Origin of the sequence: Acidovorax sp. Root402 (genome assembly GCF_001425125.1) — a bacterium.
GTDB classification, from domain to species: domain Bacteria; phylum Pseudomonadota; class Gammaproteobacteria; order Burkholderiales; family Burkholderiaceae_C; genus Acidovorax; species Acidovorax delafieldii.
This window is the reverse complement of the sequence record NZ_LMDQ01000014.1, coordinates 695,672-710,890: the sequence shown is the minus strand read 5'-3', so window position 1 is coordinate 710,890 and position 15,219 is coordinate 695,672. Positions and strand designations below refer to the sequence as shown.

Genomic DNA, 15,219 nt, shown 5'->3' with positions numbered 1-15,219 from the left:
CCCTGTGGCCGTGCTGCGCACCTTCCGTACAAGAGTGTCCGACTATGCAATTTCCTGAATCCTGGTTGCGTGAGTTCTGCAACCCCCCTTTGACGACGGCCGAGCTGGCCGAAACGCTGACGATGGCCGGCCTCGAGGTGGAGGAGCTGCGCCCCGTGGCCCCGCCTTTCACCAAGATCGTGGTGGGTGAGATCAAGGAGGCGGTACAGCACCCAGACGCCGACCGCCTGCGTGTGTGCCAAGTGGACGTGGGGCAGGGCGCCCTGCTGAACATCGTTTGTGGTGCGCCCAATGCCCGCGTGGGTATCAAGGTGCCTTGCGCACTGGTGGGTGCCGAGCTCCCGCCGGGTGACGATGGCAAACCTTTCCTCATCAAGGTGGGCAAACTGCGCGGCGTGGAAAGCCAAGGCATGTTGTGCTCCGCCCGTGAGCTTAAACTGTCAGAGGACCATGGCGGTCTGCTCGAGCTCGACGCCTCTGCACCCGTGGGCCAGGACATCCGCACCCACCTGAACCTGGACGACACGCTGTTCACGCTCAAGCTCACGCCCAATCTTGCACATTGCCTGAGCGTCTATGGCATCGCGCGAGAAGTGTCCGCATTGACGGGTACGCCGCTGAAAAATCCATCGTTCCCTGCCGTGGCCGCAAAGCTGACGGACAAACTGCCCGTCAAAGTGAGCGCGCCTGACCTGTGTGGCCGTTTCTCCGGCCGTATCGTGCGCAACGTGAATACGCGGGCTGCCACGCCTCAGTGGATGCTCGATCGCCTGGCACGCTGCGGCCAGCGTGGTGTGTCGCCGCTGGTAGACATTTCCAACTATGTGATGTTTGAGTTGGGACGTCCTTCGCACATTTTTGACCTGGACAAGATCCATGGTGGCCTGGACGTGCGCTGGGGAAAGCCGGGTGAGCAGCTGAAGCTGCTCAATGGCAACACCATCACGGTGGATGACAAGGTGGGCGTGATCGCCGATGACAGCCAGGTGGAATCGCTGGCGGGCATCATGGGCGGAGACGCCACGGCGGTGTCTGATGACACCCGGAACATCTATATCGAGGCGGCTTTCTGGTGGCCCAAGGCGGTGGCAGGCCGTTCGCGCCGCTTCAACTTCTCGACGGATGCCGGCCATCGTTTTGAGCGCGGCGTGGATCCGAGCCTGACGGTGGAGCACATCGAGCGCATTACCCAACTCGTCATCGATATCTGCGGTACGGCCGATACAGCATGCGGCCCTATGGACGACCAAGTGGTGAACTTGCCTGTGCCACAGCCTGTCACGCTGCGCGTGGCGCGTGCTGCCAAGGTCATCGGCATGCCGCTGACGCAGGTGCAATGCGCCGACGCGCTGACCCGCCTGGGTCTGCCGGTGGTGCAGGGCGAAGGTGCGCTCACGGTCACGCCGCCGTCGTTCCGTTTCGATATCACCATCGAGGAAGACCTGATCGAAGAAGTGGCCCGTATGGTGGGCTACAACAACCTTCCGACCACTCCACCGCTGGCACCCATTACGCCCAAGCTAGCGCTCGAGGCCACGCGCAGCCCGTTTGCAGTGCGCCGTTCGCTGGCAGCCCTGGGGTATCAGGAAACGATCAATTTCAGCTTTGTGGAGGAGCGTTGGGAGCACGAGCTGGCTGCCAACCCGCAACCCATCAAGCTGCTCAATCCGATCGCAAGTCAGATGAGCGTGATGCGCTCGACTTTATTGGGTTCTCTGCTACAAGTTTTGAAGTTCAACCTGGACCGCAAGGCCGAGCGGGTGCGCGTCTTCGAACTGGGCCGTGTGTTCCTGCGCGACGGCGGCGTGCGCAACACCGACACCACGGTCGAAGGCTTTCACCAGCCCATGCGCGTGTCGGGCTTGGCGTATGGTCCGAACGACATGCTGCAGTGGGGTCGCAAGGACCAGGCCATCGACTTCTTTGATGTGAAGGGGGACGTGGAAGCGCTTCTGGCCCCCCTGCGCGCAACGTTCGAGCCCGGCACCCACCCCGCCATGCACCCTGGCCGTTGCGCCCGCGTGCTGGTCGATGGGCGTGCCATGGGCTTCGTGGGCGAATTGCACCCCCAGTGGCGCCAGTCGTGGGACCTGCCTCAGGCGCCTGTGATGTTCGAACTGGAGCTTGACGCCGTGCTGCAGCGTGTGGTGCCTCAGTTCAAGCCGGTGACCAAACACCAGGCTGTCGAGCGCGATTTGGCCGTGGTCGTGGCAGAGCGCGTGACGCACGCCGACATCATGGGCGCGGTAGAGCAGGCCGTTCCGGGTGGCATGCTCCGCTCTGCCGTGCTGTTTGACGTGTATCGGCCCAAGGCGCTGCGGGCGGGAGAAGAGGCGCCTGCGGGTGGCTTGGCCCCCGGCGAGAAGAGCCTGGCCGTGCGCCTCACTCTGGGGCGCGATGAAGCCACGCTCACTGAGGCAGAAATCGACGCAGCGATGCAATCCGTGATCACTCAGTTGACGCAGCGCACGGGCGCCCGTCTGCGGGTGTGATGATGTCCAAGGGGAGTGACGAGCCATGATCGAATTCGCAGTTGAAAGCCTGGAAACACCGGCACTGACCAAGGCGCAGTTGGCGGATCTGTTGTTCGATCAGATCGGCTTGAACAAGCGCGAGTCCAAGGACATGATCGATGCCTTCTTCGACTTGATTGCCCAAAGCCTTGTCGAAGGCAAGGACGTGAAGCTTTCGGGGTTTGGTAACTTTCAGATCCGGACCAAGGCTCCCCGTCCCGGGCGCAATCCACGCACGGGCGAGGCCATACCCATCAAGGCGCGTCGCGTGGTGACTTTCCATGCCAGCAGCAAGCTCAAGGAGCAGATTCAGACGGCCGCTGTTGCGTGAGTTTGTGCTGTTTTTGTTGCCAAGATGTTCTTGGTGGCTGGCGGTGCAGGCTGGTCTGCAGTACGCTTGAAAGCTTTCCCGTTTGAACACGCATCTCATGGGCACCACCCTCCCTTCCATTCCCGCCAAGCGATACTTCACGATTGGTGAGGTTGCGGAGCTGTGCGGCGTCAAACCGCATGTTTTGCGTTACTGGGAGCAGGAGTTCACGCAGCTGCGGCCCATGAAGCGACGTGGCAACCGGCGTTATTACCAGCACCATGAGGTGCTGATGATTCGCCGCATCCGTGACTTGCTGTACGACCAGGGCTTCACCATCAGTGGAGCGCGCAATCGCCTGCAAGAGCTTGCACATGCTGCGCGAGAAGTTGTTGGGTCGGACGAGGCTTCTATGCCGCAGGACGCAGAGCCACCCAGCATGCTGGTGGACAGCGCGCGCGACCTTTCCATCGTTGCTGCGGGCTTCTCCCTGGACTCCAACGCAGTGCGCCAAGAATTATTTGAAATTCGTGCGCTACTTTCTCTGAACTGAGCTTTTTTCTGCATATAATCTAAGTCTTGTCGGCGTGTAGCGCAGCCTGGTAGCGCACTTGCATGGGGTGCAAGGGGTCGCGAGTTCGAATCCCGCCACGCCGACCATTGATAGCAAAAGCCCAGAGCCGAAAGGTTCTGGGCTTTTTTGCTTTTCTCCTCCCTGGTTTTAGCGGCGGCAGCGTTGCGGTTCGGTGGTGGCGCATCGCTCCATGCACATGCTGTACTTGCGTGCCGTGCGTGCGGCGACGTCAGGCACCCTTGCCGGTGACATCGGCAGTGCAGTGATGGCCGCGGCCTGGGAGGGGCGCAACAACGCGCCCACGATGGGCATGGAGACCTTCATGATTGATGGCTTGGTAGCCGGACGGCTTTACGGTGAGGCGGAGCGCCGCACGGACAAAGCGGGCAAGGCCTACACCTTGGCGAAGGTGAGAGCTAGCACGGCGGAGGGCGAAGTGCTTTTCATCAACGTCATCGCCTTTGACGAGGGTCTCTGCGCGTCACTTCACCAGTTGCGCGACGGTGATTCAGTGGCGCTTTCTGGCAGCTTGAATCCTCGTGTCTGGACGGACAAACAAGGCAACGCGAGGCCCGCGCTGGATATGGTGGCACACCGGTTGATCAGCCTGCCGGTCTCTGGCATCGAGCAGTAGGCATATGCGGCGCAAGCTGTGTCATGGGATGACACGCGGAGCGGGGAGAGCCCACAAGCGCACCCGGACCGGGCGCTGTACCTAGCCTGTCTTGCGAGGGTTGCCTTTGGGAGTGGGCGCAAATCCCAATGCCTTGAGCTCATCCTCGCTCATGTGTAGTTCTGTCAATTCGGGCTGGCGCGCCTCGATGGCTCGGCGCCGCTCGAAATTGGTGGGGGGGCCTTTTTCTTCCTGGCGGCGATCCTTGCCGGTGCGGCGGTCCATGCTGCCTCTGCGTTCGACACTCATGATGGTGCTGGTAGTGGAGGTGTGAGACTTTGGTGTGCGGCCTGTCGCCAGTTGACCAGGCAACCTCTGGTGGCAAGCTGAAGCGCACAGTCTGCATCAGTTGCCGATGTTTGCAAACACCTAAGCTGCCATCTGGCGGGCGCAACACACGCGCGACACCATTGTTGACGATGGAGGCGGGCGTACCGAGTGGCGGCCCCTCCTGTTGGCAGCGCTGTATCGCATGTCCCGGCAGTGGGTTGATTTGCGCCACCCACTGGCCGCACCGCCAGTTCTTGTTGTCCGGCGGTGGGCTGGGTTGTTGCTCCGGAACGGCCAATGAAAAAGCCCTGACTCTCGCGAATCAGGGCTTTTCATTTGGTGCCGGAGAGATGAATCGAACACCCGACCTTCTCATTACGAAGGCCTCTCGGGAATCGCCTCTCTCTGGTGAAGGTCAGTTTGTACCCGGTGTTTTCAACCTTTGAACTACATCGGAGCTACACATGCAAGTTGATAGAAACCTCCAGTTGTCGAGCGAGTTTGCGGAGGGAGAGAGGCTTTGGGCGGCTGCACAAGAAGAGGCCGCAGGAACTGAACTTTCGGTGGCAATAAGCCGCATGAGAGAGAGTGCGGCTTTGTTTCTCCGCGTCGCTGTTGCGGACGACACAGAAGACGGTCGGGTTGTAGAGCGCTGGTTGCGCAATATCGGACTGGTTGCGTCTTTGGGCGAACTGGCTGTGCGCGCTGTTGCTGATTGGCAGGCGGGGGAGGGGCCACGCAGTGGAGGGGGCGTAGTCACCTCGGGGGCTGGAGCGCAGCGTAAGGAGGGGGTGCAACCCCCTGGTGAACTGGTCGCTTCTGCAGAGGTGCAACCATGAAGAAAAAGCCCACCATTCTTCAGCCTGCCCAACGCGCACAGTCGTCGGTCATCGATGTGCTTGAGGAGATGCTTTCCAGACCAGAAACCAAGGCGCTGATGGCTGAGCCGGGCGTGAAGGTGATTGAGAGTAGGGATGTAGAAACAGGCCGAGTGACCTACTCGTTTCGCTCGCCAGACGATCCAAGCTATGACGAGGATGCAACACCTAACGGGTGATTTGTTGCGTGTGATGAGGCATTCGCATTAGCATTGGCAGACAACTAACACTCTGGCCCCAGTGGAACCGACGGGGCTGCGCGGGCACCCCTACAGCCGATTGAGGCTCAATCCAAAGACCCGATAAGCAAGCCATGCTGTTGCGAACCTTTCCTAATCAGGGGTTCGCTGCTGCATGGTTTTTTGCTTTATGCGTTGCGAACCCAAGTTCTTGGAGTTCGTATGTCCTTTTCCGAAGACGGTTTTGCACAGAGCTTGGGCGGCGCAGCGCTCGCCGGGCAAGCGGGCGCTGCACGAGCGAGCGATGCGCCGATCATCCCCCGTGTAGTAACCACGGGGAGAAAGAAAGACGTTAAACGTCAACCGCATTACGCAGGGAATGACCCGGAAACGGGCGAACCTGTTGAGCTTCTTCACAATGGTTCCAAGCTTGTCATGCTGCGCCACATGGAACCAGTTGAGCCATTGCGGGAAGGCGTGGCCCTCGTTGATGCCTTGGCCTTCTCCATCGTGCCACCCGATGAAAAGTCCTATGACTGGGTGTTGAGCGAAATGGCGCAGTTCCTCGAAATCAGCGACTTGCAACACCGCAAGGGCTTGTTTGGTTTTCGCTTCTCGGCGCGCTTTGGCGATGGCGCGGGCATCGTTGCATGGGGTGGTGAAAGCCAGCGGGGCAGGGTCTATTTCAGCCTCATGGGCAAGGGCTGTTCAATGGTCACGCGCTGGGCCGATTTGGCTCTGTGGCTTGAGCAACACCGGGCCGCCATCAAGCGGGCAGATTTGGCTTATGACGACTTTGCAGGCAGGCTCGTATCCATCGCGTGGGCAATCGACCAGTACCGGGCTGGGGGCTTCAATGCGGGCGGTCGCAAGCCTATCCATACGTGCTATGGGGACTGGCTCGAAGGCGAGTCCTCGACCAAGGGGCGAACCCTTGGCATCGGCAATCGTGCCAGTGGCAAGTACGCCCGGATCTACGAAAAGGGCAAACAGCTTGGCGATGCCTCCAACCCCTGGACGCGCATGGAAGTCGAATGGCGTGCAGAGGACCGCTTCATCCCCTATGACATCCTCACGCGCCCAAGTCACTACCTTGCTGGGGCCTATCCCTGTCTTGCGTTCTTGAGTGAAGAACAGTCGATCATCAAGACGGTGACGAACGCCGCGCAAATTGCTTTTGATGCTGCGGTAGAGAACGCCAAACAGCATTGCGGGAAGCTGGTCAACCTCATGATGCAGGTGATGCAAGGGGACTATGTGGCAGTCGTTGAAAAGCTCTTGCGCCCCGGCATTCCCGCGCGCATCGACCCCTATAGCTACCACGTGAAGAACGATCCGGCCATGCTCGATTGGGAGCTGAGAGGGGGTACCGCATGACGTGGTGTGATGCACTGTTGCAGTTATCTGCATCGTCTGGGTTTGCCGAAAAGCTCACTGCCGTATTGGGCGATCAAGTACGACCTTCATGTAGGCTTGTTGCTCGATGGTCAGGTCCCGTTTCCCGGGTTTATGAGGGCTGGAGAGCGGATGAAATCGCCAGCGTTTTGGATGAATGCGCTTTGGTTGATGGTGACCTTTGGCTTAAGAAGGTTGAACGACCTGACTCGACAGGCCGGCGTTTGATTCTTGCCTATGCGCAGGAGGGCGGTGGAGCGCTTGCGTATCGACGTCGGCATAGAAACCGACTCAACGCTGAGAGCAACGACCGCATGAAGGAGTGGCGCCGATCACATCGGCCGGAATGGGACGCTTACTGTGTCGCCTACCGTGAACATTTTCCAGAATCTAAGCCGATGGGTTTTGGTCGTTGGCTTCGATTTGGGCGTGTTTCGTGGCTCAAATATGGGGCGTCAGGTCTTGTCCTTTGCGATGAAAAAACGCTTGGTAGCCTGATCAAACGGGATTTCATTGAGCGACAAGATCGGCGCTCTTCTCGCGTCGGAGAGGGGGCAGCATGAGCCTCTACAAACGCGCAAATTCGCCGTACTGGTGGATACGCTTGCCACCCACGAAAAACGAGCTGAAACCCCTGCAAATCTCCAGCGGCACAGCCAACAAGCGGCAGGCGCAGCAGTACCACGACAAGCTCAAGGCCGAGCGCTGGGAGCAAGACAAGCTAGATGTGAAACCGCGTCGCACCTGGGATGAAGCTGCAGACCGCTTCCTGGTCGAGACGACCCACAAGCGCACGCAGGCCTGGGACAAGTCCATGCTGCGCTGGTTCCACCCGTATCTAGGGGGGAAAGCCCTGGACGAGATCAACCGCGCATTGTTGGACGAGGTCAAGGCCAAGCGCGCCAAGGGCGTTTCGCCTGGGACGGTAAACCGATACATGGCCCTAGTGCGCGCCATCTTGCGCAGGGCCTGCTACGACTGGGAATGGCTCGATCGCGTCCCCAAGGTGGGGATGCTGCGTGACAAGGGTGGGCGTATCCGTGCGCTGACCAAAGAAGAGTTCGCGCGGCTGTTGGTGCAGTTGCCCGAACACCTGCGGGATATGGCGATTTGCTCGGTGGCGACAGGCCTGCGGCAAAGCAACGTGACGAAGTTGCAATGGCGCCAGATCAGCCTGGAGCGGCGGCACCTATGGGTTGCGGCCGAGGACCATAAGAACGGCAAGGCGCATGCGGTGCCGCTCAATGAAGCTGCCATGCAGGTGTTGCAAAAACGCCAAGGCGATCACCTGACCCATGTGTTCACGTACGAAGGAAAGCCCATCGTGCAGGTGAACACCAAGGCATGGCGGGCAGCGCTCAAGCGTGCGGGGATCGAGGATTTCCGGTGGCATGACCTGCGGCACACCTTCGCAACATGGCACCGGCAGGCCGGAACGCCGACCCACGAACTGCAGCGCCTGGGCGGTTGGAAAACACTGGAAATGGTGGAACGCTATGCCCACGTAGCGCCGGAAGGCTTGCAGGTTGCGGCCTCGCGCCTGGATAATGTCCTCACGGGTACATTCTGACTACATGAAAAAAGCCCTGACTCTTGCGAATCAGGGCTTTTCATTTGGTGCCGGAGAGATGAATCGAACACCCGACCTTCTCATTACGAATGAGCTGCTCTACCGACTGAGCTACACCGGCTTAGCCTTGGATTATAGCGTGGAATGGTAGCTGGTCACGCGTTCCACCTCATTTTTTGAGCCGAGGATCACGCTGACGCGCTCATGGAGCTGCGTGGGCTGGATGTCGAGGATGCGTTGCTTGCCATTGGTGGCAGCGCCACCGGCTTGTTCTACCAGCCAGCCCATGGGGTTGGCCTCGTACATCAGGCGCAGCTTGCCGGGCTTGTTGGGCTCGCGTTTGTCCCACGGGTACATGAAGACGCCACCACGGGTCAGGATGCGGTGTACGTCGGCCACCATGCTGGCGATCCAGCGCATGTTGAAGTCCTTGCCGCGCGGGCCTTCCTTGCCCTGCAGGCATTCGTCGATGTAGCGCTTCACGGGCTCGTCCCAGTGGCGCATGTTGCTCATGTTGATCGCGAATTCTTTGGTGTCCTCGGGGATGCGCACGTTCTCCTCGGTCAGCACGAAGGAGCCCTGTTCTCGGTCGAGCGTGAACATGGCCACGCCATCGCCCACGGTGAGCACCAGGGTGGTCTGCGGGCCGTAGATGCAGTAGCCCGCGGCCACTTGCTGGGTGCCGGGCTGCAGGAAGTCGCCTTCCTCCACGCCGCGATCACCATCGGGCTTTTTCAGCACGCTGAAGATGGTGCCGATACTCACGTTCACGTCGATGTTGCTGGAGCCATCGAGGGGATCGAACAGCAGCAGGTATTCACCTTGCGGGTAGCGGTTGGGCACCAGGTAGATGCCGTCCATTTCTTCAGACGCCATGGCCGCCAGGTGGCCGCCCCATTCGTTGGCTTCGATCAGCACTTCGTTGGCGATGATGTCGAGCTTTTTCTGAATCTCGCCCTGCACGTTTTCGCTGCTGGCCGTGCCCAGCACGCCGCCCAGTGCACCTTTGTTCACCGCGTGGCTGATGCTTTTGCAGGCGCGGGCCACCACTTCCAGCAGCAGGCGCAGTTGCGAGGGAATGAGTCCGTCCACCCGTTGTTGTTCAACAAGGTAGCGGGTCAGGCTGATGCTTTTTGCCATGTCAGTCTCTTCTCGGTCGTGGTTTATTCGGCGAGTGCGCGGGTCACTACCTCGCGCACATCGTTGGACAGATCAGGCTTGGCGGCCACACGAGCAATGGCCTCGCGCGCGGCGCTGCGCCAGGGGGCCGCCAGCTTCTTCCAGCGGTCGAGCGCGCGCGCGAGGCGGGCCGCAACCTGCGGGTTGATGGCGTCCAGCTCGATCACGCGGTCGCTCCAGAACACGTAGCCCGCAGCGTCTGACCGGTGGAACGCACCGGGGTTGGCGCTGCAGTAGCTGAAGATCACGCTGCGTGCGCGGTTCGGGTTCTTGAGGCTGAAGTCTGGGTGCGACATGAGCTGGCGCACGGCGGGCAACACGTTGCCGCCACGGTCCGGGGCGCCGGCTTGCAATGCAAACCACTTGTCGATGACCAGGGGCTCGTCCTTGAACAGCGCATGGAAGCGGGCGAGGGCGGGTGTGGCCAGTTCGCTGCCGCTTGCAACCAAGGCCGTGAGGGCATTGAACCGGTCGGTCATGTTGCCCGCGACCTTGAAGCGCTGGTACGCCTTGCCAGGCCAGACCACATCGCCTGTCTTTTGCGCGGCAATGCACAGCATGTGCAGCGCCAGGCCACTGAGTGCGCGGCGGCCGGAGGAGACGGGGTCGGGGCGGTAGCCGCCGGTGTCGTGGTTCTGTTCCCAGACGGTTTCCCAGTCGGCCTGCAGCGCCAGTGCCAGCTCTTCGCGCATGGCTTCGCGTACCGCGTGGATGCGCTGCGGGTCCACCACGTCCAGCTGCTCGGCGATGTAAGTTTCGGAGGGCAGCGTGAGCACCAGTTCCTTGAATGCTGCATCCAGGGCCGGGTTGCGCAGCACGCTGCGCATTGCCTCTACAAACGCTGTCGACAGAATGGTTTGCTCAAATCGGCCGGTAGCGCCGGTTGTATATGCTTCATTAGCTATTGTATTAATAGCAATTCGCAATGCCAGGCGCTGTCCAGCTTCCCAGCGGTTGAAAGCGTCGGCGTCGTGCGCCAGCAGCGTGAGCAACTGCGCGTCTGTGTAGTCGATGTCCAGCACCACGGGAGCACTGAACCCGCGCAGCAGCGATGGCACAGGCTCGCTGTCCAGGTTGGTGAAGGTGAGGGTCTGCGATGCCTCGGTGAGCACGACCACGCGCGAGGTGGTGTGGGCTGCGCCTTCTGCAGCGCCTTCACCTGCGAGGTGCAAGGGCAGGGCGGCACCGGTGGTGGCATCGATCAGGCCCAGCTCGACCGGGATGACGAAGGGCAACTTCTCGCTTTGGCCGGGCGTAGGGGCGCAGCTTTGCGACAGCGTGAGTGCATAGCAGCGCGTGGCAGCGTCGTAGCGGCCCGTGGCGCGCACGCGGGGCGTGCCGGCCTGGCTGTACCAGCGCTTGAACTGCCCAAGGTGCTGCGTGAGCGGACTGCCCGGGTTGGCATCGGCGATGGCCTGCACAAAATCGTCGCAGGTCACGGCCTGGCCGTCGTGGCGCTCGAAGTACAGCTTCATGCCCTTGGCAAAGCCTTCGCGGCCCACCAGGTTGTGCTGCATGCGCACCACTTCCGCACCCTTTTCGTAGATGGTGACGGTATAGAAGTTGTTGATCTCGACGTAGCTGTCGGGCCGCACCGGGTGGGCCATAGGGCCAGCGTCCTCGGGGAACTGGGCGGTGCGCAGCACGCGCACATCCTCGATGCGCTTGACGGCGCGGGCGGAGGGGCTGCCCGCGAGGTCCATGCTGAATTCCTGGTCGCGGAAGACCGTGAGGCCTTCCTTCAGGCTGAGCTGGAACCAGTCGCGGCAGGTCACGCGGTTGCCCGTCCAGTTGTGGAAGTACTCGTGGCCGACCACGCTTTCGATGTTGGCGAAGTCGGTGTCGGTGGCCGTGGATTCGCTGGCCAGAACGTACTTCGTGTTGAAGATGTTCAGGCCCTTGTTCTCCATGGCGCCCATGTTGAAGTCGCTGGTGGCGACGATCATGAAGCGCTCCAGGTCCAGCGGCAGGCCGAAGCGGGCTTCGTCCCAGGCCACGCTGTACATCAGCGAGTTCATGGCGTGTTCGGTCTTGCCCAGATCGCCGGGGCGCACGTAGACCTGCAGCAGGTGGTCGGTGCCCGAGCGGCTCTTGATCTTCTGCTCGCGGGCCACCAGCTTGCCTGCGACCAGGGCGAACAGGTAGCAGGGCTTCTTGTGCGGGTCCACCCACTTGGCAAAGTGGCGGCCGTCTTCCAGGTCGCCGCTGTCCACCAGGTTGCCGTTGCTCAGCAGCACCGGGTACTGGGCCTTGTCGGCGCGCAGCGTGACGGTATAGCTGGCCATCACGTCCGGGCGGTCCAGGAAGTAGGTGATGCGGCGAAAGCCCTCGGCCTCGCACTGCGTAAAGAAGGTGCCCTGGCTCACGTACAGACCCATGAGCTGCGTGTTCTTGGCGGGGCAGCAGGTGGTGAAGATTTCGAGCGCAAAGGGCTCGGCGCCTTCAGGCAGGTTCTCTAGCACCAGGCGGGTGCCTTCCATCTTGAACGAGGTGCCCTGGCCGTTGACCAGCACACGTGCCAGGTTCAGGTCATCGCCATCGAGCTTGAGCGGCTGCGCGGCCACGTCGGGGTTGCGGCGCAGCGTCATGCGGTTGAGCACGCGTGTCTTGTTCGGGTCCAGGTCGAAGGTCAGCTCGACGCTGTCGATCCAGTAGGCGGGGGCGGTGTAGTCCTCGCGGCGGATGGCGATGGCCGGGGCTGCGCCGTCTCCGCTTCCGTCGGCTTTATGCAGTTGCAACATGGATGCTCTCCAGAAAGTCGGTGTTCATGAGTTCGGTGTAGTCGCGCACGGCGGCCAGCACATTGGGCCCGGCCAGTTGTTCGGGCGTGTGGGTGCTGCAGATGGCCACGGCACGCATGCCCGCGCGGCGCGCTGCCTCGATGCCGAAAGGCGCGTCTTCAAAGACGATGCAATGCTCGGGGGCTGCCGCGATGCGGCGTGCAGCCTCCAGAAAGATCGCGGGCTGCGGCTTGCCGGGCAGGCCCTCATCGCCACGCACGATGGCCTGGGGCGCGGGTTCCAGGCCCAGGTGGCCCAGTGCGAATTCCACGTTGCCGATGTCACCCGCGGTGCCCACCGCCACCTTGAGACCACGCGCGCGCACCTGGGCCGCAAACTGGCGAAAGCCCGCCACTTCGGAGAAACGCGGGGCGAACAGCTCGCGGTAGATGGTTTCTTTTTCGTGCGTGAGCGCGTCGGCCTCGTCTTGCGACACGGGGCGCCCCAACAGTTCCACGATGCACTCGGTGCCATTGCGGCCCGTGGTGCGGGCCATGAGGTCAGGCACGTCGATGTCCATGCCCCGGCGGCGTGCGAACTCGACCCACGCCTGGGCGTGCCAGGGCATGGAGTCGATCATGGTGCCGTCCATGTCGAAGATGATGGCGTCGGTGCGCATCCACATCGCTCAGACGCCTTGCTTCAACGAAGCTTCGATGAAAGCGTCCAGGTCGCCGTCCAGCACCTTTTGCGTGGCCGAGATTTCAACGTTGGTGCGCAGGTCCTTGATGCGGCTGTTGTCCAGCACGTAGCTGCGGATCTGGTGGCCCCAGCCCACGTCGGTCTTGGTGTCTTCCAGTTTCTGTTGCTCTTCCATGCGCTTGCGCATCTCGAAGTCGTACAGGCGGCTGCGCAGGCGCTGCCATGCCACGTCGCGGTTGCTGTGCTGGCTGCGACCGTCCTGGCACTGCACCACGATGCCGGTGGGGATGTGCGTGAGGCGCACGGCCGAGTCGGTCTTGTTGATGTGCTGGCCGCCCGCGCCCGATGCGCGGAAGGTGTCGGTGCGCACGTCGGCAGGGTTGATGTTGATCTCGATGGAGTCGTCGATTTCGGGGTACACGAACAGCGACGCGAACGAGGTGTGGCGGCCGCCCGAACTATCGAACGGGCTCTTGCGCACCAGGCGGTGCACACCGGTTTCGGTGCGCAGCAGGCCGAAGGCGTACTCACCCTCGATCTTGATCGTGGCGCTCTTGATGCCGGCCACGTCGCCCGGGGTTTCTTCTTCGACCGTGGCCTTGAAGCCCTTGCGCTCGGCGTACTTGAGGTACTGGCGCAGCAGCATGCTGGCCCAGTCGCAGGCCTCGGTGCCGCCAGCGCCTGCCTGGATGTCCACAAAGCAGTTGAGAGGATCCGCCTCGTTGCGGAACATGCGGCGGAACTCCAGCTCTTCCACCGCTGCGCGCATCGTGGCGGCTTCCGACTCGATGGTCAAAAGGCCGGCTTCATCGCCTTCCTCTTTGCTCATCTCATACAGCTCGGCGTTGTCGGCCAGATCGCGGGTGAGCTTGTCCAGCGTGACGACCACGCTGGAGAGCGACTTTTGCTCCTTGCCCAACTCCTGGGCCTTCTTGGGGTCGTTCCAGACGGAGGGGTCTTCCAGCGATGCGTTTACCGTGCGCAGGCGTTCAAATTTGGCATCGAAGTCAAAGATACCTCCGTAACTCTTGCGTGCGCAGAGCCAGGTCGCTGAGGGTGGTGCCGATGAGGTTGATGCGTTCTGCGTCCATGATTCTTGTCCTGCGTGTTCTGTGGAATAACCCGCGATTTTCTCATGGGACGGGCAGGTGCCCCGCTAATGCCCTTTGTGCCAGACCGCCGCCGGATCTGCGCAGGCCGGCGTGTGGGCTCTGGGCGGCATTCATATAAAAAATGATAGCTACTCAGGCAATATCCACTAGCGCTTGCGGGCGCCAGAACGTCAAATTGCCTCAGGCAGCATCCAAAAACGCTTCGATCAGCTGGGCCACCTGCCCCGGCTGGTCATGGTGCAGCATGTGGCCCGCGTCTTGCACGACGGCGGTGCTGCAGGTACGCACATGGGTCAGGCGCCGGTGGTATTCGTCCAGGGTGTACCGGCCGTTCCACCACTGGCCCAGGCTGTCGCCACTGGCCTCGATGGCCAGCACGGGTGCGGAAATGCGCTCGTAGATGGCCAGGGCTTCGTCCGCGCGGTACAGCTGCGCACTGGTGATCTTGTGGGCGGGGTCGCCCAGGATTTCCCACTGCCCCTGCGCGTTGGGCCGCGCCCAGTGCTGGGCCAGCCATTGGGCCTTGTCTTCGGACAGGCGGGGGTTGGTCTTCATCAGGCGGCGGGCGACGCCGTCGGCGCTGTCATAGGTCTTGAGCTCCTTGGTGCCCTGGTGCAGCTGCTTGATCTCGTCGATCCATTGCGCGTAGCGCGTGGGCGCCTGCGCGGGGCGTGTGGCGGGCAGGCCAAAACCTTCCAGGTTGACGAGCTTGCGCACGCGCTCGGGCCGCACACCGCCGTACATCATGGCCACGTTGCCGCCCATGCTGTGGCCCACCAGGTCGATGGCTTCGCCGGGGGCGTAGTGGTCCAGCAGCAGATCCAGGTCGGCCAGGTAGTCGGCAAACACATAGTGGTCTACCGGTGCACCGGTGGTGAGGCCAAAACCGCGCCAGTCCGGCGCGATGATGCGGCGTGGTTGCCGCAGCGCGTCCACTGTGAACTGGTAGGAGGCACTGACGTCCATCCAGCCATGCAAAAGCACCAGCGTGGGCAGGTCGCTTTGCTCTGGGCCCCAGTGGCGGACGTGGTAGTTGAGGTGCCGCAGCGCCAGTGTGCTGCTGCGCGAAGGGGTGAGGACTTGGTACATGCTGTGCCAATGTTACGTTGCCGCCACGCTGGCGGGGCGCCCTGCGGTGTCACCA

The 15,219-nt window shown here is 61.8% G+C and carries 13 protein-coding genes and 2 tRNA genes; 8 read left to right on the top strand and 7 right to left on the bottom strand.

The features are described from left to right. Positions 1-44: 44 nt before the first annotated feature. The 5 genes from pheT to ASC83_RS14395 all read left to right on the top strand — a co-directional run bounded on the left by pheT (position 45) and on the right by ASC83_RS14395 (position 4,031). Positions 45-2,492, top strand: coding sequence for a phenylalanine--tRNA ligase subunit beta (pheT, locus tag ASC83_RS14415; protein ID WP_056063792.1), 2,448 nt, complete (start codon positions 45-47; stop codon positions 2,490-2,492). A gap of 25 nt (positions 2,493-2,517) precedes the next feature. Continuing rightward, on the top strand, positions 2,518-2,844 hold the full coding sequence (locus ASC83_RS14410; protein WP_056063789.1) for an integration host factor subunit alpha: 327 nt from the start codon (positions 2,518-2,520) through the stop codon (positions 2,842-2,844). 97 nt (positions 2,845-2,941) lie between these two features. Beyond that, complete coding sequence (locus ASC83_RS14405) at positions 2,942-3,376, top strand: MerR family transcriptional regulator (RefSeq protein ID WP_056063786.1); 435 nt, start codon at positions 2,942-2,944, stop codon at positions 3,374-3,376. A gap of 30 nt (positions 3,377-3,406) precedes the next feature. Continuing rightward, a tRNA-Pro gene (locus ASC83_RS14400) sits at positions 3,407-3,483 on the top strand. Between the two features lie 236 nt (positions 3,484-3,719). Continuing rightward, a complete protein-coding gene (locus tag ASC83_RS14395) occupies positions 3,720-4,031 on the top strand; it encodes a single-stranded DNA-binding protein (protein WP_056065085.1) in 312 nt (103 codons plus the stop codon). A gap of 81 nt (positions 4,032-4,112) precedes the next feature. On the opposite strand, the gene ASC83_RS14390 is transcribed toward ASC83_RS14395, so the two are convergent. Beyond that, the gene (locus ASC83_RS14390; RefSeq protein ID WP_056063784.1) at positions 4,113-4,295 is read right to left on the bottom strand and encodes a hypothetical protein; all 183 of its coding nucleotides are present in this window, start codon (positions 4,293-4,295) and stop codon (positions 4,113-4,115) included. Positions 4,296-5,175: 880 nt separating this feature from the next. Between ASC83_RS14390 and ASC83_RS14385 the strand changes: the two genes are divergently transcribed. From ASC83_RS14385 to ASC83_RS14375, 3 genes are all read left to right on the top strand, one after another. Next, entirely contained in the window at positions 5,176-5,397 is a 222-nt protein-coding gene (locus ASC83_RS14385) for a hypothetical protein (RefSeq protein WP_056063781.1), read from the top strand. Positions 5,398-5,619: 222 nt separating this feature from the next. Beyond that, on the top strand, positions 5,620-6,774 hold the full coding sequence (locus ASC83_RS14380) for a replication initiation factor domain-containing protein (RefSeq protein WP_082522460.1): 1,155 nt from the start codon (positions 5,620-5,622) through the stop codon (positions 6,772-6,774). Positions 6,775-7,351: 577 nt separating this feature from the next. Further along, the gene (locus ASC83_RS14375) at positions 7,352-8,362 is read left to right on the top strand and encodes a site-specific integrase (protein WP_056063777.1); all 1,011 of its coding nucleotides are present in this window, start codon (positions 7,352-7,354) and stop codon (positions 8,360-8,362) included. Between the two features lie 45 nt (positions 8,363-8,407). Here ASC83_RS14375 and ASC83_RS14370 read toward each other — a convergent pair. The 6 genes from ASC83_RS14370 to ASC83_RS14345 form a co-directional block, all read right to left on the bottom strand. Beyond that, a tRNA-Thr gene (locus ASC83_RS14370) sits at positions 8,408-8,483 on the bottom strand. Positions 8,484-8,494: 11 nt separating this feature from the next. Further along, positions 8,495-9,502, bottom strand: a complete 1,008-nt coding sequence (locus ASC83_RS14365) for a class 1 fructose-bisphosphatase (protein WP_056063775.1) — start codon at positions 9,500-9,502, stop codon at positions 8,495-8,497. Positions 9,503-9,525: 23 nt separating this feature from the next. After that, positions 9,526-12,282, bottom strand: coding sequence for an aminopeptidase N (pepN, locus tag ASC83_RS14360; protein ID WP_056063772.1), 2,757 nt, complete (start codon positions 12,280-12,282; stop codon positions 9,526-9,528). Continuing rightward, complete coding sequence (locus ASC83_RS14355; protein WP_056065083.1) at positions 12,266-12,940, bottom strand: HAD family phosphatase; 675 nt, start codon at positions 12,938-12,940, stop codon at positions 12,266-12,268. Before ASC83_RS14355 ends, pepN begins: the two co-directional genes overlap by 17 nt. Positions 12,941-12,949: 9 nt before the next feature. Further along, a protein-coding gene (prfB, locus tag ASC83_RS14350; RefSeq protein ID WP_099730502.1) for a peptide chain release factor 2 occupies positions 12,950-14,054 on the bottom strand; the annotation gives its coding sequence in 2 pieces (ribosomal slippage) (positions 12,950-13,972 and positions 13,974-14,054; 1,104 coding nt in all). A gap of 201 nt (positions 14,055-14,255) precedes the next feature. Beyond that, on the bottom strand, positions 14,256-15,164 hold the full coding sequence (locus ASC83_RS14345; protein ID WP_056063769.1) for an alpha/beta fold hydrolase: 909 nt from the start codon (positions 15,162-15,164) through the stop codon (positions 14,256-14,258). Positions 15,165-15,219 lie beyond the last annotated feature (55 nt).

Coding starts and splice junctions, on each gene's coding strand:
- pheT (WP_056063792.1), top strand. CDS start 45: ATGCAATTTCCTGAATCCTGGTTGCGTGAGTTCTGCAACCCCCCTTTG.
- ASC83_RS14410 (WP_056063789.1), top strand. CDS start 2,518: ATGATCGAATTCGCAGTTGAAAGCCTGGAAACACCGGCACTGACCAAG.
- ASC83_RS14405 (WP_056063786.1), top strand. CDS start 2,942: ATGGGCACCACCCTCCCTTCCATTCCCGCCAAGCGATACTTCACGATT.
- ASC83_RS14395 (WP_056065085.1), top strand. CDS start 3,720: ATGATTGATGGCTTGGTAGCCGGACGGCTTTACGGTGAGGCGGAGCGC.
- ASC83_RS14390 (WP_056063784.1), bottom strand. CDS start 4,295: ATGGACCGCCGCACCGGCAAGGATCGCCGCCAGGAAGAAAAAGGCCCC.
- ASC83_RS14385 (WP_056063781.1), top strand. CDS start 5,176: ATGAAGAAAAAGCCCACCATTCTTCAGCCTGCCCAACGCGCACAGTCG.
- ASC83_RS14380 (WP_082522460.1), top strand. CDS start 5,620: ATGTCCTTTTCCGAAGACGGTTTTGCACAGAGCTTGGGCGGCGCAGCG.
- ASC83_RS14375 (WP_056063777.1), top strand. CDS start 7,352: ATGAGCCTCTACAAACGCGCAAATTCGCCGTACTGGTGGATACGCTTG.
- ASC83_RS14365 (WP_056063775.1), bottom strand. CDS start 9,502: ATGGCAAAAAGCATCAGCCTGACCCGCTACCTTGTTGAACAACAACGG.
- pepN (WP_056063772.1), bottom strand. CDS start 12,282: ATGTTGCAACTGCATAAAGCCGACGGAAGCGGAGACGGCGCAGCCCCG.
- ASC83_RS14355 (WP_056065083.1), bottom strand. CDS start 12,940: ATGCGCACCGACGCCATCATCTTCGACATGGACGGCACCATGATCGAC.
- ASC83_RS14345 (WP_056063769.1), bottom strand. CDS start 15,164: ATGTACCAAGTCCTCACCCCTTCGCGCAGCAGCACACTGGCGCTGCGG.